Below are 17,382 nucleotides of genomic sequence, written 5' to 3' on the forward strand. Positions count from 1 at the left end.
CGACGGCAACTCACCGGGAAGACGGGGACCAGGCGCTGATCCCCAGTTTCCCGGTGGTGCCGAGGTCGAGGAAGGCCGGCACGCTCTGCGCCGGATCCCCGGGGCGGGGTGTGACGGACAGGTAACTGCCGTTGACAGGGGCGTCGTTGCCGTCGGTCACGGTGTTCCGCCAGACCAGCCCGAACCGCGCGCTCTCGCCCGGCTGCAGGCTCAGCGGCGCGGGACCGGCGTCGAAGCGGTCGATGACGGCGATGTCGGAGGTGCCGTGCCCGACCGCGATGTCGAGCGGTTCCCGGTTCTCGTCCAGTACGCGGACGGCCGGGTAGCCGTTCAGGGCGTACAGCCGGTTGCCGCAGTTGACCAACTCGACGGTCAGGACGCGCAGTCCCATCGCCGCGTCGGCCTCCCCGGCCCGGAGGTCGACTCCCGAAGCGGGGCAGGGAACCGAGCTGCCCGGGGAGTTGCTCGGAACGGCATCGGAAGGAGCGGGATCGAGTGCGACGGCGCGTGCGGCGGTGGGTGTGACGGCGTGCGCTGCGGCGCCCGGCCCGGACTCGGTCGCCGGCCGCGTGCCGCAGGCGGTGAGCAGTAAGCTCGCCGAGAGCAGCAGGCCCGTGCCGGCGAGCGGCATCCAACGGTGTCCGGCAGTGGTCGTCTTCATTCACGCATCCTGCCACAGCTCTTGACCGGTGCTTTGCCGTATCGAGGCGGCGGACCGCGATCGAGACCGGGTTCCTGACGGTGTGCAAGGTGGGTGGTCGCCGCCGCCCCTCCACCGCCGCCACCTTTCGACACCGCCTCCCCTTCGCCGCCGTCGGCCGTAGCCGCCCGGTGGCAGGCGGGCTCCGGCATCCGGTACGTCGGGCCGGCGCGCGGCAACGGCGGGGGTACCGACCGGCGGCCACGCGATCGAGGGACCGGCCTGGCTCGCCCGAGGCATCACACCGTAAGGTTGCGTGGTCGCGCGTGGTGAAGGACACCACGGTAGGAAAGAAGGACCCCGCGGAAGTAGCGGGGCGGGGCGGGAGAGACCGGCGTTGGCTGACCTCACATCGACCTCCGGGAGTGGCAACCGTCCACCCGGCGCCGACGACACGGCTGCACCGTCCCCGTACCCGGTGGCCCCGCCCACCGCGCCGCCGGTCCCTCCGAACCCCCCGGCGATGCCCAGCACCCCGCCGAGCCCGACCGGCCCCGCGGGCGGCTACGGCGAGTCGCAGCCGTACCCCGGTGACGCCGTGCCGGCCGTCGAGCGCACCACCGTGCCGCCACTTCCCGACACCCCGGACGGCCGGATGCCCGTCACCGGCTGGACCGGCATGATGCCCGCGATCCGGCCCCAGCCGGCCCCCGCGCCCGTGGCGGCGAGCCCCGGACTCGGCGGCGGGCCGCGCGGCCGGATCCTGGTGATCGAGGGCGGTTACGGCGGGTCAGGCCGCCGTCTGTTGGGGCGCAGCGGCTCGACCCAGGCGCCGGTGCTCTCGGCCATGCTGGCCGCAGTCTCGCCGTCGATCCTGCTGGCGGCCGACGCCGTGGACGCCGTCCATCTGCCCGGCGCCAGCGACCCGCAGAGCGTCCTGGCCCATCTGCGGGCCGCCGCCCGGCACGCCGGACCACTGATCATCCACCTGGGTGGCCACCTGATCGCCGACCGGCGCGGCGGCCAGCTCTACCTGACGCTGCGTGACTCCAAAGCGGGTTCGATCCGCCAGGACGGGCTGCCCTGGTCGGCCGTCGCGGCCGAGCTGCAGCACCGCCCGGCCGAGTGGGACACCCTGGTGATCGCCGACCTGAGCGCCGACCAGGCCGTCTGGCCGCAGCTCCAGAGCACCATCTCCCCGCTGACGGACGGAGTGCCGCTCTGGGCGGTCGTCGCTCCGGACCCGGAGCAGATCGGCACCTTCACCCGCGCGTTGATAGAGGCACTGCACGGCGGCCGCCCGGGCGCCGAGCCCGTCCTGACGCCGGAACAGCTGCGCCAGCAGGTGCACTCGGTGCTGCGCCCCGACGTGATCATCCACACCTCCCACCCGGCCGACCGGCCGCTGTTCCGCAACACCTCCCGCCAGGTGGGCGATGCGGAGCCCCGGCCGCACGACGGGCGACTTCCGTCCGCCGTGATGCCGAAGCCGCCCGCGAGAGCGGCGCGGCCGCGCAAGGCTCAGGCCGACCGGGTACGGCTGGACAAGGGCACGGCCGGGCCGACGCCGGAGCCGACGCTGCCGGTGGTCCCACGGCGGCCGGTCTCGCTGCTCAAGCCCGGTGTGCCGCCGACGCCGCCGCGTCCGGTGCGCCCGGTCTCGCTGCTGAAGGCGGCGCCGCAGCCGGTCCGGCAGGCGCCCGGGGACGGGCCCGCGGAGGCGGGAGTGCCTTTGGTGAACCTGTTCAAGGACCTTCCCGCCACCGTCGTGGAGCACCCGGAGCCGCGGACCGAGCCGAAGACCGAGCCGCTCCCGGCGCCGGAACCGCAGCCGTACGAGTCCGCGGTGACCGCCGCCGTGGTCAGCCTGGACAAGGAGCCGGCCACGGCCCCCGAGGCACCTGCCGCCGAGCCGTCGGACCGTGAGCCGTCCGGCGCCGAGCTGTCGAGCCCGGCCCCGGAGCCCGCCGCCGAGCCCGACCCGGAGCCCGCCGCCGAGCCCGACCCGGAGTCCGCTCCAGCGGATCCGATCGCCCTGTACCGCGAGACGATCGGCCGGATCGTGCGCAGCGCCGACGCTGGCGAGCACGAGAGCGCCATGGAGCTGGCCCTCGATCTGGAGCGGCAGGCGGTGTCCGAGCACGGACCCGTCGCCCCGGCCGTGCTGCAGGTCCGCCAGGTCCGCGCCCATGTCATGCGGCTGGCGGGCCGTCCGGAGCAGGCCGCCGAGCTGTACCGCGAGGTGGCTCTGACGCTGATCCGCTCGGTGGGACCCGAGCACCCGGAGGCCCAGCAGGCGACCACCAATGCGGAGGCGTGCTGGCGCTCGATCAAGGACAAGGCCGAGGCGATCAGGGTGGCACCGGAGATCATCGAACTCCGCGCCTACCTGCCAGGCCCGGACGGCCGCAAGCTCCGCGCGGCCGAGCGCTACCTCAAGCAGCTGGTGACCGCGGAGATCGAGACCCAGCTCTGAGCCCGGCCGGGGGCCACCCGGATGGGCAGCGGGCGACCCCGGAGCAGGTGACGACGCTCCGGGATCGGCCGACTGACGGACAGCCGTCACCTGTTCTAGCGCGCGCCGCCGTTCACGTACAGGGTCTGGCCGCTCACGTACGAGGCGTCCTCGCTCGCCAGGAAGGCCACCACGGAGGCGATCTCCTCCGGCCGGCCGACCCGGCGCAGCGGGGTGCGCTCGGCGACCTCGGCCTGGTGCGCCTCGGGCGTGGCGCCGACCCGCTCGGCGGTGGCGGCGGTCATCGCGGTGGCGATGTAGCCGGGGGCCACCGCGTTGACGTTGATGTTGTACGGACCGAGCTCGATCGCCAGCGTCGCCGTCAGCCCCTGGATCCCCGCCTTGGCGGCCGCGTAGTTGGCCTGGCCCCGGTTGCCGAGCGCGGAGCGCGAGCTGAGCGAGACGATCTTGCCGTACCGCTGCTCCACCATGTACTTCTGCGCCACGTGGCTGCAGTTGTAGGCGCTGGTCAGGTTGATCGTCAGGACGGCGTCCCAGTCCGCCTTCGGCATCTTGAAGAAGAGGTTGTCCCGGGTGATCCCGGCGTTGTTCACCAGGATGTGGATCCCGCCCAACTCCGCAGCCACGGTGGCGAACACGGCCTCCACCGCGTCGTAGTCGGCCACGTCGCAGCCGTAGGCCCGCGCCGTGCCGCCCTTGGCGGTGATCGCCTCCACCGTGCCCTGTGCCCGCTCGGCCGTCAGGTCCACCACGGCGACCGCCGCGCCCTCCTCGGCCAGCCGCAGCGCGGTTGCCGCGCCGATGCCCTGCGCGGCGCCGGTGACCACGGCGACCTTGCCCACGAAACGTGCCATTGCCAATCCTCCTGGGTAACTGGGTACTTCCTGGGGCGCGGCCGATCTGGCGCGCGCCCCGCACAGCCGTGCCGGGTGCTCGCGGCCGATCGCCGCAGCGGGGCCTGTCCGCCGTCAGACCCGTTCGACCACCACCGCGCTGCCCTGGCCGACGCCCACGCACATGGTGGCCAGTCCGCGCCGGGCACCTGTCCGCCGCATCCGGTGCAACAGCGTGGTCAGGATCCGGGCGCCGGAACCGCCGAGCGGGTGGCCGAGCGCGATCGCGCCGCCGCTCGGGTTCACCAGTTCCGGGTCGAAGCCCAACTCCCGTACACAGGCCAGCGCCTGGGCCGCGAACGCCTCGTTGAACTCGGCCTCCTCGACATCCGCGACCTGCCAGCCGACCCGGCCGAGCAGCTTGCGGGTCGCCGGCACCGGGCCGATCCCCATCACATCCGGGTGCACCCCGGCAGAGGCCCCGCCGACGTAGCGGCCGAGCGGCTCCAACTCCAGCTCCCGCAGCGCCTCCTCGCTCACCAGCAGCAGCCCGGCCGCCCCGTCGTTCATCGGCGAGGCGTTGCCCGCGGTCACCGTGCCGCCCTCCCGGAAGACCGGCTTCAGCCGGGCCAGCTTCTCCAGCGTGGTGTCCTCCCGGATGCCCTCGTCCTGGCCGACCTCCAGCCCGTCCGGGCGGACCACGGGCAGGAGTTCGGCGTCGAAGTGCCCCTCCTTGCGGGCGAGCGCGGCCAGCTGGTGGCTGCGCAGCGCGAACTCGTCCTGCTGCTCCCTGGTGACGCCGTACCGGGCGGCGACCTCCTCGGCGGTCTCGCCCATCGAGAGCACGCCGTGCAGCTCGGGCATCCTGGGGTTGGTGAGCCGCCAGCCGAGCCGGGTGTCGAAGGTCTCGATCCGGTGCGGCAGTGCCTCGTCCGGGCGGGGGAGGACGAACGGGGCGCGGCTCATCGACTCGCAGCCGCCCGCGATCACGATCTCAGCCTCGCCGGAGCCGATCGCGCGGGCCGCCGTGGTGACGGCCTCCATGCCCGAGGCGCAGAGCCGGTTGAGGGTGGCGCCGGGCACGCTCTCCGGCAGCCCGGCGAGCAGCACCGCCATCCGGGCGGCGTTGCGGTTGTCCTCGCCGGCCTGGTTGGCGGCACCCCAGTAGACGTCGTCGATCCTGGCCGGATCCAACTGCGGTACCTGGTCGAGCAGTCCGCGCAGTACGGCGGCCGAGAGGTCGTCGGGCCGTACGCTGGACAGCGCGCCGCGCAGCCGCCCGATCGGGGTGCGGCGGGCGGCGGCGAAGTAGACGGGACGCACTTCTTCGGGCTCCTCTACTGACGTGCTGATTTCCTGCTGGTGGCTTCGGGGGCCGGATGCGGGCGGTTCGGGAGTGCCGCCGGATGCCGGTGGTTTCGGGGACTTCGCTGGATCAGAACGCGCTGACACCGGTCAGGGCACGTCCGATGAGCAGCTTGTGGATCTGGCTGGTGCCCTCGTACAGGGTCATCACCCGCGCGTCGCGCAGGTACTTGCCGACGGGGTACTCGTCGATGAACCCGTAGCCGCCGAACACCTGCAGGGCGTTGTTGGCGGCCCGGACCGCCGCCTCACTGGCGTACAGCTTGGCGACGGAGGACTCGGTGGCGAACGGCAGGCCGCGCTCGATGTGGTCGGCCACCCGCCAGGTCAGCAGCCGGGCCGCCTCGATGTCGACCGATATGTCGGCGAGCAGCTCCTGCACCAACTGGTGGGAGGCGATGGGCTTCCCGAACTGCTCGCGCTCCCCGGCGTACTTCACCGCCGCGTCCAGGCAGGCCCGGGCGATACCGACGCAGCCGGCCGCGACCGACATCCGCCCCTTGGCCAGTGCGGCCATCGCCACCGTGAAGCCCTTGCCCTCGGCGCCGAGCCGGGCGCTGTCGGGCACCCGTACGTTGTCCAGGACCAGTTCGGCGGTCGCCTGGCCGCGCAGGCCCAGTTTGCCGTGGATCTCCCGGCGCTCGAAGCCAGGCAGGCCGGTGGGGACGAGGAAGGCGGTGATGCCGCGATGGCCCTGGCGCTCCGGATCGCCGCCGCCGGTGCGGGCGAAGACCAGCGCCACCTCGGCCCAGGTGCCGTTGGTGATGAACATCTTGGTGCCGGTGATCAGCCAGTTGTCGCCGTCCCTGACCGCCCGGGTGGTGAGGTTGGCGGCGTCCGAGCCGGTGCCGGGCTCGGTCAGCGCGAAGCAGCCCAGCGCCTCGCCCGAGGTCAGCCTCGGCAGCCAGTACCGCTTCTGCTCCTCGGTGCCGAAGCCGTTGACGGACTTGGCCACCAGCCCCAGCGACACCGAGACGATCCCGCGCACCGCCGAGTCGCCCCGGCCCAGCTCCTCCAGCACCAGGCAGTACGCCAGGTGGTCGCCGCCGCTGCCGCCGTACTCCTCGGGAATGGTCAGCCCCAGGAAGCCGACCTCGGCCAGCTTGCCGACGATCCCCCGGTCCACCGACTCCGCCCGGTCCCAGTCGGCGGCGTACGGCGCGATCTCGCGGTCGGTGAAGTCGGCGGCCAGCGCGCGCACGGCGGCCTGTTCCTCGGAGAGCTCCAGGTTCATCGCGGCGGATCCCTCGTCCTCGTCCGGCTCCTTGCCCCAGGAGCCGGGGTCGTTAAACTAGCGGTGCAAGTTTTCCTGGACTGTAGCCCGCCGGGTCCGGATCTGGGAAGAGGCGCCCGGAGGCAGGCTGCGAGAATGACCGGCGGACATCCGGAACCCCCGCCGAGGAGGCGATGATGGCGCGCCCGCGCACCCCGCTGCTCAGTCGCGACCGCATCGTCATGGCCGCTCTCGAGCTGGTCGACGCCGAGGGCCTGGAGGCGCTCTCCACCCGTCGGCTGGCCGCCGGGCTCTCGGTCAGCGGCCCCTCGCTCTACAACCACTTCGCCACCAAGGACGAGCTGCTGGACGCGGTGGTGGACAGCGTAATGGGCGAGGTCGACCTCGGCATGTTCGGCCCGGAGGGCGGTGCGGACTGGCGAGGTGCCCTGCGTGACTGGGCCCGCTCCTACCGCGCCGCGCTCTCGGCCCACCCCAACATCGTCCCGGTCCTCGCCCAGGGCCCGGGCCGCCGGCCCAACGCGCTGCGGCTGGCCGACGCGGTCTTCGGCTTCCTGGTGGACGCCGGCTGGCCGCGCGGTCAGGCGACCCGGATCGGCGCGCTGATGCGCTACTTCATCACCGGCTCGGCGCTGGCCTCCTTCGCCGCCGGCTTCCCCGAGGACGCCCAGCTCTACGCCGCCGAGTACCCGCACCTCGGCGAAGCCCACCTGCTCGCCGAGCACCGCCGCGCCATCGACGACGGCGCCTTCGAAACCGGCCTGGAGGCCCTGCTGGACGGGCTCGCGCTCAGGTTCCCCGCCCCGGAGTCCAGGGGCTGAGGCGGTCCCGGGGCGGGCAGGTCACGGCTCGCGCCGTCCCGGAGGCTCACCCGCCGATCGCCCGCTGCGAGCCGACCGCGCGGTACGAGGCGATCGCGCGGCGCAGCTCCGCGGCCGGATCCCCCTCGTGGTAGATCCGCTCGCCGGCCTCGATGTTGTCCAGGAAGGTCTGGTACCGCACCGCGTAGGCCAGGTGCATCAGCGGTCCGGCGACCTCCAGTGCCCGTGCGGGATCGGAGCCGGGCACGTGGGCGGACCAGGCGGCGATCCAGCGCTCGCGGACCTGCGCCCAGCGCTCCTCGGACAGGAAGGCCCGGGGTCGAAGTCCGTCGAAGGCCGGATTGCCGAGGCAGGCGTCGGAGAAGTCCACCAGCACCGAACACCAGCCGTCGAAGCGCCAGTTGCCGGGGTGGAAGTCGCCGTGCAGGACCGTCTCCGGCAGCCCGCAGGCAGCCAACTCGATAGCCAGATATGGGAGTTCGTTGCTGAGGTGTTCGGCCTGAGCCAACTCGGCTGAAGTGAGCCCTAGTTCGTCCGTGCGCAGCAGCAGCTCCCGGTACATGCTGACCAGCCGCCCCGGCGTCCGGTCGTCCAGGCCCGAAGCGGCCGCCCGCCCGGCCAGTGCGGCCTGCGCGGCGACCAGCCGCTCGATCGCGGAGAGCATCGAGTCGTCCGGCAGGCCCCAGCAGTCCTCGCCCGGTACGTGGTCGAGCAGCAGCCGGCGCCCGACGCCGTCCGCCGCCAGCACCACCGGGACCAACTGGGGGTCCATGGAACCGAACAGGTCGATCACCCGGGCCTCGGCAGCCCCGAAGGAGGGTGTGGTCTTCAGCCAGGCCGGGCCTTTCGCGGTCGGTATTCGGTACAGCCCCGACAGGTTCCAGCTCTTCACCTGCTCGACCGGGCCGGTCGCCGGCCGCCCGGACGCCCGCAGGGCGTCGTCGGCCCAGTCCAGTGCGGCCCGCAGCCCCTCGGCGGTGGCCCAATCTGACCGCAGCGGATCCTTGCCCAACTCATCGCCGAAGGCAGCGAGTTCACCCAACGGCCGGGCAGTGGCCTCCGCGTGGTAGGTGGCCAGCCCGCCTCGCCCGCCCTCGCCGCCCGCGACCGAGACCAGCCGCAGCACCAGCACAGGCACCCCGAGCACGGCCTCGGCGCCGGCGGCCACCGGCGCCACATCGTGCCACCAGCCGCTCTCAACCGGGAACGGCCCGAGGACGCCGATCCGTTCACCCCGCCAGGTCACCAGGACCCGGACCGTCCGCCGCAGCACCGCTTCCGCCATCCGAGCAGTCTCGAACCCACCGGACCGCCGGGCAAGCGAATTACGCATCGCGGCGCGGCTGGACCTGCTGCCGCTTCCCTGCCGGGCGGATGTAGATCGGGTGGGCATCGATCCCGACGAACGCGATGGAGCGCACCATGCCGACCTCGGCCAGCTGGCGGCCGATGCGGTCGACCGCTTCCGGCGCGAACTGCTCGGCGAGGTAGGCGGCGTGGGCGTCGTCCAGCGACAGCGTGGCAAGGGTGGTCCGCACCGCCGCGACCGCGTCGGCGAGCCGGGTGAACGTGGCCGTCCGTGTCAGGCCCTTGATCTCGACCATGACCGGGTGTGGAAAGGTCGTCTCCGTCTCCGGCGTCCTGCCGGCCTTCGCAGCTCCGGTCATGACTCACCCGTCCTCGACGTGCCGCTTGCTTCCCGTTCCTGCTTCGCGCGCCCCGGGGGCGAGAGCTCCGTCACCGCTTACCTCCGGCCGCCGGAGCGCACTCCGCCCACACCGCCTTGCCAACGCCGCCGGAACGCGGATGCCAACCCCACCGCACCGACAGCTGCTCGACCAGCCACAGCCCCCGGCCCGACTCGTCCTCCACGCCCGGCGTACGGGCCGTCGGCCGGTCACTGCTCGCGTCGTGCACCTCGACCCGCAGCAACCCCACTCGCAGCTCCAGCCGGACCCACAGCAGCCGTCCCGGCACACGCCCGTGTCTGACAGCATTGGTCACCAGCTCGGAGACCAGCAGTTCGCCCGTCTCCGCGTACAGGTGGCCGTCCTCCACATCGGCCAGCAGTTCCCGGAGCAGCTGGCGGGCCCACACGGGCGCCTTGGGACTGTAGGGCAGCCAGCATGAGTCTTCACTCGCGATGGCGGGCGGTCGATCGAGCATTCTGGACAAGGGCAGATCCCCCTCAGGGCAAGGCATCCAGTGGGACGGGTCGAATTGGCTTTCCGCCCTCTCAGAGTCGACACACCGGGCTACGCTCACCAGGGGAGACGGTCCAACCAGAGCCCCAGTCGGACAGGGGGATTGCACACCGATGCCACCCGCACGCGAACTTGACCCATCGTCATCCGTTCTCGCCTACTTCGGATCAGAACTGCGCCGCTACCGATCGGCGGCTGGGATCACGCAGGAGAGGCTGGGCGAGATCATCAGCTACACGGGTGCGCTGGTCGGGTTAGTGGAGACCGCCCGCCGGTCGCCCACGCAGGATTTTGCCGAGCGCTGCGATGCCGCCCTGAACACGGACGGCGCCTTGTCTCGACTATGGCCGCTGGTCAACCGGGGGGCGTTCCCGTCTTGGTTCCGGGGATACGTGGAACTCGAAGCGGCAGCCATCTCGATCCGTAAGTTCGAAGTCCAGGCTGTTCCCGGGCTGCTCCAGACCGAGGCGTACGCACGCGCGATCATCACCGCCGGTCGGCCGCGAGACAGCGAGGAACAGATCGAGGAGCGCGTAGCCGCCCGACTTGGCCGACAGGCACTGCTCAAGTCGGTGTCTCCGCCTCTCGTCTGGGCAGTGCTGGATGAGGCCATCATCCGGCGGCCAGTCGGCGGAGCTGCCGTGATGCGGGAGCAATTGGCCTACCTGATCAAGCTGGCGAACACGCCGCATGTCGTCCTACAGGTGCTGCCGTTTGATGCTGGCGAGCACGCCGCAATGGACGGCTCCCTGACCGTCATTTCGTTCAACGAAGGGGCTGACGTGGTCTACGTTGAGGGGCCGCGTACCGGGCACCTGGTCGAGCGGCCGGAAGACGTGCGCGAGTGCGTCATGGCCTACGATCTTGCCCGGGCTGAGGCACTACCACCGGCCGCGTCCGTGGCCATGATCCGCTCGACTATGGAAGGACTAGGCACATGAGCAACTCACTCGATCTCTCGTCGGCAGCGTGGCGCAAGAGCTCGTTCAGTGGCGGCCAGGGTGGCGACTGCATCGAGGTTGCCGACGGCTTTCCCGGCGTGATGCCGGTCCGTGACTCCAAGGATCCCGACGGCCCCGCGCTGGTCTTCCCCGCAGAAGCGTGGTCGGCCTTCGTCACCGGGGTAAAGGCGGGGGACTTCCCGACTGTCTGACCGGCTCGACCGCAGCAACGGACAGCCCCAGCGCGGACCGCTCGCGCTGGGGCTGTGACATGCCTGGGGTGCGACATGGCTGCTGACCCGCGCACGAGGGCCCCGCACCTCCGCTCGACGGCAGGAGGATGCGGGGCCCGGCGTGCGGGAGGGCTCAGGTCAGCCCATGTCCTCCAGGCGGACGCCCTTGGTCTCCTTCATGAACCGGGCCACGAAGAGGATCGACAGCGCCGCGAACGCCGCGTAGATCGCGTACGTCGCCGAGAGGTTCCAGCGGGACATCGACGGGAACGACACCGTGATCAGCCAGTTGGCGACCCACTGGGCCGAGGCCGCGACAGACAGGGCGGCCGCGCGGATCCGGTTCGGGAACATCTCGCCGAGCATCACCCAGACCACCACGCCCCAGGACAGGGCGAAGAAGAGGACGAAGGCGTTGGCGGCGACCAGGGCCACCGTGCCCTGCAGGTCCGGGATCTTGACGTCGCTGCCGCTGCCGGTGGCCGAGCTGAACGCCCAGGCGGCCGCGGCCAGCGAGGCGGCCATGCCGACCGAGCCGATGACCGCCAGCGGCTTGCGGCCGATCCGGTCGACCAGCAGGATCGCGATCACGGTGCCGACGATGTTGATGATCGAGCTGGAGAAGCTGATCAGCAGCGAGCTGCTCTGGTCGATGCCGACCGACTGCCAGAGGATCGACGAGTAGTAGAAGATCACGTTGATGCCGACGAGCTGCTGGAAGACCGAGAGGCCGATACCGACCCAGACGATCGGCAGCAGGCCGAAGCGGCCGCCGAGCAGGTCCTTGAAGCGCGGCTGGTGGTCGGAGGCGATCAGGCCCTGGATCTCGGCGATCCGCTCCTCGGTGTCGACGCCCTCGCCCTCGACCTCGCGCAGCACCTTGCGGGCGTCGTCCAGCCGCTCGACCGAGATCAGGTAGCGGGGCGACTCCGGGATCATCGAGGAGAGCACGAAGTAGACCACGGCCGGGATCACGCAGATCCCGAGCATCCACTGCCACGCCTCCAGACCGAGCAGGTGGCCGCGGGTGTCACCGCCGGCCGACTCGGCCAGCACCCAGTTCACCAGCTGCGAGATGGCGATGCCGAGCACGATCGCGGCCTGCTGGAAGGAGGCCAGCCGGCCCCGGTACTTGGTGGGCGCGACCTCGGCGATGTAGGTCGGGGCGATCACCGAGGCGATACCGATCGCGGCACCGCCGAGCACCCGCCAGCACGCCAGGTCCCAAGCGGCGAACGGCAGCATCGAGCCGACCGCGCTGATGGCGAACAGGACGGCCGCCACCTTCATGACTCGAATGCGGCCATAGCGGTCGGCGAAGCGGCCCGCCAGGGCGGCGCCGACCGCCGAGCCCAGCAGCGCGGAGGAGACGATCAGGCCGGTGACGCCGTCGCCGATCCCGAACCGGTCCTGGATGCCGGACACCGCGCCGTTGATCACGGAGCTGTCGTAGCCGAACAGGAAGCCGCCGAGGGCGGCGGCTGCGGTGATGAAGACGACGAAGCCGAGCCGGTCCGGGGCCGTGGCCCCGGACCTTACGGGCTGCTGGGTGACGCTCACGATCTGACTCCTGTACTCAACGCTGAGGCGCTGAGATAGTAACCACATCGTTTAAACCTTGTACATCAGAGCATCGGTGATCACCCAGACTCTTCAAGAGTTGAACATCGCGCGAACGCATCCCACCGGGGCGCTCCCCGGTGGGCCCGGGGGCCTCAGCCGTTCCTGCCGACCGGCTCCGCCAGGGACAGCCCGAACCGCCCCTGGTCGTCGGTCCACCATTCGGTCAGCCTGAACCCGGCGGCGGTCAGCTCGTCGGCCACCCGGGCGTGCCGGAACTTCGCCGAGATCTCCGTCCGCAGCTCCTCGCCCTCGGCGAAGTGCACCGGCAGGCTGAGCGCCTCCACCTTCACCGTCTGCGACCTGCGGGAACGCAGCCGCATCTCGATCCACTCGGCCGCCGGGTCCCAGAGCGCGACATGCTCGAAGGCCGCCGGGTCGAAGTCCGCCGACAGCTCCCGGTTCACCACGGAGAGCACGTTCCGGTTGAAGGCGGCCGTCACCCCGGCCGCGTCGTCGTACGCGGCGACCAGCACGGCCGGCTCCTTGACCAGATCGGTGCCGAGCAGCAGTGCGTCGCCCGGCTCCAGTTCCCGGCGCAGCGTGGCCAGGAACTCGGCCCGCTCGGCCGGGGGCATGTTGCCCACGGTCCCGCCGAGGAAGGCGACCAGCCGGGGGCCGCCGTCCGGGGGCAGGCCGAGGCCCCGGGTGAAGTCGGAGACGATGGCGTGCACAGCGATCTCCGGGTACTCCCCGGTCAGTGCCCGCCCGGCCGAGGTCAGCGCGCTCTCGCTGACGTCCACGGGTATGTAGGACCGCAGGCTGCCGACCTCGCGGAGCGCGTCCAGCAGCAGCCGGGTCTTCTCGGAGGAGCCGGAGCCAAGCTCCACCAAGGTGCGGGCCTTCGTCACGGCGGCGATCTCGCGGGAGCGGGCGATCAGGATCTCCCGCTCGGCCCTGGTCGGGTAGTACTCGGGTAGCCGGGTGATCTCCTCGAACAGCTCGCTGCCCCGGGCGTCGTAGAACCACTTGGGTGGCAGCCACTTGGGATTCGCGGTCAGACCGTGCCGGACGTCGTGCCGTAGCGCGCTGCTGAAGTGGTCAGCCGGGAGCAGTCGGGTGAGGTCGAAGGTGCCCATGGTGCGGAGTTCCTCTCACGGTGCGGCGAGTTCACGGTGCGGTGAGTTCTCGGTGCGGTGAAGTCCGGTGCGGTGAAGTCCGGTGCGGTGAAGCCCGGTTGGGTGGAGTCCGGTGCGGTGAAGCCCCTGCGCTCCGCAGGAGGCCGTGCGGTGCGGGGGACGGTCAGCCGAGCGGTCGGACGGTCGCGCCGTCGGGGCCGGCGAGCAGCAGTGAGCGGTCGGGCGGGTGCACCCAGCCGGGCAGGTCGTCGTACGGCTCCGAGGCGAGTACCACCGAGCCGGGGCCCAGCCGGTAGCAGAGGGTGTCGCCCCAGCTGGTGGCGGCGATCGAAGTCCCGTCGGTGAGCAGCAGGTTGAGCCGGGCCTCGGCACTGTGGTCCGCGGCCTCCAGGACGGTCCGGGCGAGCGCGACGTCCAGCGGGGCGCCCGCGCGCAGCCGGTGCAGGGTGAGTGCCCACAGCAGGGCGGAGTCGCTGGCGGCCTCCAGACCGAGCAGCTCCTCGGGTGGCAGGGTGGCGGCCAGCTTGCCCAGTTGCCGCGGCCAGCCGGGCACCGCGCCGTTGTGGCTGAAGAGCCACCGCTCGGCGCCGAACGGTGCCGCCGCCGCCTCGCCCGGCGCGCAGCCGTCGGTGGCGGAGCGCACGGCGGCGAGTAGGGCGCCGGTCCGTACCACCCGGGCGAGGTCGGTGAAGGAGGGGTCGGCCCAGATCGGCCCGGCCCGCCGGTAGCGGGCCGGAACCGGGTCGTGCGCGGCGTACCAGCCGACGCCGAAGCCGTCCGCGTTCATGCTGCCGTACTGCTGCAGTCGCGGGGCCCAGGACTGCCGGTAAAGGCTCGCGGGCGGGTCAACGAGCAGCTGCCGTATGGCCAACGCACGCCCTACATAGGCGAGGTGACGACACATCAGGCTTCCTCGACCGAGGCGGCGGTGCGGAAGCCGGAGAAGATCTGCCGCCGGATCGGGTAGTCCCAGTTGCGGAAGGTGCCCCGGCAGGCCACCGGCGCGACGGCGAACGAGCCGCCGCGCAGCACCTTGTACTCGGGGCCGAAGAACACCTCGGAGTACTCCCGGTAGGGCCAGGCCCCGAAGCCGGGGTACGGCCGGAAGTCGCTGGCCGTCCACTCCCACACGTCGCCGATCAACTGCCGCGCCCCGTACGGCGACCGGCCGGCCGGGTAGCTGCCGACGGGGGCCGGCTGCAGGTGGCGCTGGCCCAGGTTGGCCAGCTCCGGGGTCGGTTCGGCGTCGCCCCACGGGAAGCGGCGGGAACGGCCGGTGGCGGGGTCGTGCCGGGCGGCCTTCTCCCACTCGGCCTCGGTCGGCAGCCGCCGCCCGGCCCAGCGGGCGTACGCGTCGGCCTCGTACCAGCACACGTGGAGTACCGGCTCGTCGCCCGGCACCGGCTCGGTCACCCCGAAGCGGCGACGCAGCCACTGGCCGCCGTCGCGGTGCCAGAACAGCGGGGCCCCGAGGCCGGCGCGCTGCCGGTGCGTCCAGCCCTCCGCCGTCCACCAGCGCGGGTCACGGTAGCCGCCGTCCGCGATGAACTCCTGGTAGGCGGCGTTGCTCACCGGGGTGGTGTCCAGTCGGAAGGCCGGCAGGTCGACCCGGTGGGCGGGCCGCTCGTTGTCCAGGGACCAGGGCTCGGTGTCGGTGCCCATGGTGAACGGGCCCGCCGGGACCAGGACTTCGGCCGGCAGCGGATCGGGATCGAGGGCCGGTGGCGGGGGAGCGGTGAGCGCGGCCGGGCCCTGCCGGAGCTGGTGGGTGATCAGCATCGTCTCGTCGTGCTGCTGCTCGTGCTGGGCGATCATCCCGAAGGCGAAGCCACCGTCCAGCAGCGGCGCCCCTTCGAGGGGGCTGGCCGCGAGCAGGTCCAGCACCCGGCCGCGCACCTCGTACGAGTAGGCGCGGGCCTCGGCCGGGGCGAGCAGTGGCAGCGCGGGGCGCTTCGCGCGCGGGTGCTCGAAGGCGTCGTAGAGCGGGTCGATCTCCGGGTGCATCGCCTCTCGACCGCCGACATTGCGAAGCAGCCAGAGCTCCTCCTGGTTGCCGATGTGGGCGAGGTCCCAGACCAGCGGCGACATCAGCGGGGAGTGCTGGGCGGTCAGGTCGCGGTCGTCCACGCAGTCGGTGAGCGCGGCGGTCCGCTCGCGGGCGGCCAGCAGCTCGGCGGCGATCCGCTCGCGCAGCGGCTCGGCGCCGGTGGGCTCCGGCGCGGCCTGGGGGAGACGGTCGGCGTTCAGCATGGTGCGCTCTCCTGGAGGACGGGGTGGACGCCGGCCCGCAGGGCGTCCAGCTGGTCGTCGGCGGGACATCGGCCCCGCGCGGGGTAGCGCTCGGCGAACTCGGTCAGGGCCCGGCTCAGCCGTCCGCTGCCGGTACGGCGGGCGAGGGCCTGTTCGGCGGCACCGAAGCAGGCCAGCGCGGCCCGGCGCAGCGTCGGATCGGCCATCGCCAAAGTGGCTGCCCGGCGCCAGAGTTCGGAGCGCGGAGGTAGCCGGTCGAGGGTGCCGAGGGGTTCCAGCGCGGCGAGTGCGGTGTCGGCGGCCACCGGGTCGTCGAGCAGTCCGCTGACCAGCGCCAGCGGGACCAGCCAGCCGCTGTCGGGCTGAGCGTCGATCATGCGCAGTTCCAGGTGGCCGCGCGGGCGGACCGGCGGGAACAGCGTGGTGCAGTGGTAGTGCAGGTCGGCCAGGGTGGGCGGCCGTTCGCCGCCCTCGCGCAGCCAGTCGCGGAAGGTGCGCCCGGCCGGTGCGGCCCAGGAGCGGCCGTCGCCGCGCTGGATGCACATCAGCTCGGCGTCCAGGACGTAGCGGGCCCAGTTCTCGCCCGGGTCGCCGTCGGCGAGCCGCGGCGCCAGGGTGCGGGTCGGGTCCACCCTGGACCAGACCATCTGCCGGGTGGAGCGGTGGCCGGCCGGCCGGCCGTCCAGTAACGGAGAGTTGGCGAAGGCGGCGACCAGCACCGGGCCGAGCAGATGGAGCAGCCGCCACCGTGCCGCGTACGACTGCGGGCCGCTCGCGGTGCCGGCGTCCACGCAGACCTGCAGGGACGCGGTGCCGCACATCATCGTCCGGCCCCAGGGCCCGGTGCGGTCGAAGTGCCGTTCCATCGCCCGGTAGCGGGGGTGGGAGAGCTGCATCCGGCGTTCGCGGGCCAGCGGGTCGGTGCCGGAGCCGGTGAGACGCAGGCCCTGGGCGGCGAGTGCGGCCCGCAGGGCGCCCTGGTCGAGCAGCAGACCCTCGGCGCAGTCGCCGGGGCTGTCGGCGGGCGGGGAGCTGAGCTCGACCTGCCCGCCCGGTTCGCGGGTGAGAAGGGAACCCGCCGGGAACAGCGGGCCGGGAGGACTGCCGGCGGGGTCGGCGGGCAGCGCCGCGAGGGCCTGGGTCACCCGTTCCGGCTGCACCTGGGCGCCGGGGGACCGGACATCGTGGACGAACCACTCCGCCTCCACGCCGACCAGTCGGGGAGGGCCGATCTTGAAGCAGATGGCGGCCAGATGCCCCTCGGCGTTCGCCTCGGTCAGTGGCTGCACTTCTGCGCTCGGGGATATGTCGGTCAGCGTCTCGGTCACCGGACTCACCTCGGTCGGTGGCGGGGGCGGTGCTGTCGGGTGCGCATGGTTCGGTCGTACGGCTGTCACCGGACTCACCATCCTCGGGCCGCGGTCGCGGCCCGGGTTCTTTTGCTCAGTCTGCAACGAATCAAACCTCCCCGCCGACCGGCCGAAGACCCGCCGCCGCGCGACGAGGGGCCGCCGCTGAGGCGCCGCAGCCGTCCCGTCCCGGGGAAGGGCGCAGGTCGGCGCGGTGCCGACGGAAGGCGGCAGACGGGTGAGTTCTCGCTCCGGCGAGGGCGGCGGCAGGGCGGAACCGAGAGAGGGATCACAACCCGTCCGGGCGGCCCGTGCCGCTACCGCTGACGGGTTCCGT

16 protein-coding genes are annotated in these 17,382 nt (G+C 72.4%); 4 read left to right on the forward strand and 12 right to left on the reverse strand.

Annotated features, from left to right (window positions below; genetic code table 11):
* Positions 1 to 10: 10 nt before the first annotated feature.
* Positions 11 to 661 (reverse strand): DUF4232 domain-containing protein, encoded by a 651-nt coding sequence (locus ACWDAK_RS19695; protein ID WP_427394104.1) that lies wholly within the window; start codon positions 659 to 661, stop codon positions 11 to 13.
* 502 nt (positions 662 to 1,163) lie between these two features.
* Here ACWDAK_RS19695 and ACWDAK_RS19700 point away from each other — a divergent pair.
* A complete protein-coding gene (locus tag ACWDAK_RS19700; RefSeq protein ID WP_427394105.1) occupies positions 1,164 to 3,116 on the forward strand; it encodes a hypothetical protein in 1,953 nt (650 codons plus the stop codon).
* A 95-nt stretch (positions 3,117 to 3,211) separates the two neighbouring features.
* Here ACWDAK_RS19700 and fabG read toward each other — a convergent pair whose 3' ends face one another.
* The 3 genes from fabG to ACWDAK_RS19715 form a co-directional block, all read right to left on the reverse strand.
* On the reverse strand, positions 3,212 to 3,970 hold the full coding sequence (gene fabG, locus ACWDAK_RS19705; RefSeq protein ID WP_344635910.1) for a 3-oxoacyl-ACP reductase FabG: 759 nt from the start codon (positions 3,968 to 3,970) through the stop codon (positions 3,212 to 3,214).
* Between the two features lie 114 nt (positions 3,971 to 4,084).
* Entirely contained in the window at positions 4,085 to 5,272 is a 1,188-nt protein-coding gene (locus ACWDAK_RS19710; protein WP_344635909.1) for a thiolase family protein, read from the reverse strand.
* A gap of 112 nt (positions 5,273 to 5,384) precedes the next feature.
* On the reverse strand, positions 5,385 to 6,548 hold the full coding sequence (locus tag ACWDAK_RS19715) for an acyl-CoA dehydrogenase family protein (RefSeq protein WP_427394106.1): 1,164 nt from the start codon (positions 6,546 to 6,548) through the stop codon (positions 5,385 to 5,387).
* A gap of 176 nt (positions 6,549 to 6,724) precedes the next feature.
* Here ACWDAK_RS19715 and ACWDAK_RS19720 point away from each other — a divergent pair, with 176 nt between their 5' ends.
* The gene (locus ACWDAK_RS19720; RefSeq protein WP_344635907.1) at positions 6,725 to 7,369 is read left to right on the forward strand and encodes a TetR/AcrR family transcriptional regulator; all 645 of its coding nucleotides are present in this window, start codon (positions 6,725 to 6,727) and stop codon (positions 7,367 to 7,369) included.
* Positions 7,370 to 7,415: 46 nt separating this feature from the next.
* Here ACWDAK_RS19720 and ACWDAK_RS19725 read toward each other — a convergent pair whose 3' ends face one another.
* From ACWDAK_RS19725 to ACWDAK_RS19735, 3 genes are all read right to left on the reverse strand, one after another.
* A complete protein-coding gene (locus ACWDAK_RS19725) occupies positions 7,416 to 8,654 on the reverse strand; it encodes a phosphotransferase family protein (RefSeq protein WP_427394107.1) in 1,239 nt (412 codons plus the stop codon).
* 40 nt (positions 8,655 to 8,694) lie between these two features.
* Positions 8,695 to 8,973 (reverse strand): hypothetical protein, encoded by a 279-nt coding sequence (locus ACWDAK_RS19730; RefSeq protein ID WP_427394108.1) that lies wholly within the window; start codon positions 8,971 to 8,973, stop codon positions 8,695 to 8,697.
* 133 nt (positions 8,974 to 9,106) lie between these two features.
* On the reverse strand, positions 9,107 to 9,466 hold the full coding sequence (locus ACWDAK_RS19735) for an ATP-binding protein (protein ID WP_427394109.1): 360 nt from the start codon (positions 9,464 to 9,466) through the stop codon (positions 9,107 to 9,109).
* Positions 9,467 to 9,686: 220 nt separating this feature from the next.
* Between ACWDAK_RS19735 and ACWDAK_RS19740 the strand changes: the two genes are divergently transcribed.
* Together ACWDAK_RS19740 and ACWDAK_RS19745 are read left to right on the forward strand one after the other, a co-directional pair.
* Positions 9,687 to 10,514 carry a helix-turn-helix domain-containing protein gene (locus ACWDAK_RS19740; RefSeq protein ID WP_427394110.1) on the forward strand — a complete coding sequence of 276 codons (828 nt, stop codon included), beginning with the start codon at positions 9,687 to 9,689 and terminating at the stop codon, positions 10,512 to 10,514.
* Positions 10,511 to 10,726: a DUF397 domain-containing protein gene (locus ACWDAK_RS19745; protein WP_427394111.1), complete on the forward strand. Its 216-nt coding sequence runs from the start codon at positions 10,511 to 10,513 to the stop codon at positions 10,724 to 10,726. The genes ACWDAK_RS19740 and ACWDAK_RS19745 overlap by 4 nt, the downstream gene beginning before the upstream one ends.
* Positions 10,727 to 10,885: 159 nt before the next feature.
* On the opposite strand, the gene ACWDAK_RS19750 is transcribed toward ACWDAK_RS19745, so the two are convergent.
* The 5 genes from ACWDAK_RS19750 to egtA form a co-directional block, all read right to left on the reverse strand.
* Positions 10,886 to 12,310, reverse strand: coding sequence for a sugar porter family MFS transporter (locus ACWDAK_RS19750; protein WP_425557573.1), 1,425 nt, complete (start codon positions 12,308 to 12,310; stop codon positions 10,886 to 10,888).
* A gap of 152 nt (positions 12,311 to 12,462) precedes the next feature.
* Entirely contained in the window at positions 12,463 to 13,446 is a 984-nt protein-coding gene (gene egtD, locus ACWDAK_RS19755) for an L-histidine N(alpha)-methyltransferase (protein ID WP_427394112.1), read from the reverse strand.
* Between the two features lie 163 nt (positions 13,447 to 13,609).
* Positions 13,610 to 14,350, reverse strand: a complete 741-nt coding sequence (gene egtC / locus ACWDAK_RS19760; RefSeq protein WP_344635899.1) for an ergothioneine biosynthesis protein EgtC — start codon at positions 14,348 to 14,350, stop codon at positions 13,610 to 13,612.
* Positions 14,350 to 15,696 (reverse strand): ergothioneine biosynthesis protein EgtB, encoded by a 1,347-nt coding sequence (gene egtB / locus ACWDAK_RS19765; RefSeq protein WP_344635898.1) that lies wholly within the window; start codon positions 15,694 to 15,696, stop codon positions 14,350 to 14,352. Before egtB ends, egtC begins: the two co-directional genes overlap by 1 nt.
* Positions 15,690 to 17,024 (reverse strand): ergothioneine biosynthesis glutamate--cysteine ligase EgtA, encoded by a 1,335-nt coding sequence (egtA, locus tag ACWDAK_RS19770; RefSeq protein ID WP_427394113.1) that lies wholly within the window; start codon positions 17,022 to 17,024, stop codon positions 15,690 to 15,692. The genes egtB and egtA overlap by 7 nt, the downstream gene beginning before the upstream one ends.
* Positions 17,025 to 17,382 lie beyond the last annotated feature (358 nt).

Source organism: Kitasatospora sp. NPDC001175 (genome assembly GCF_053598215.1).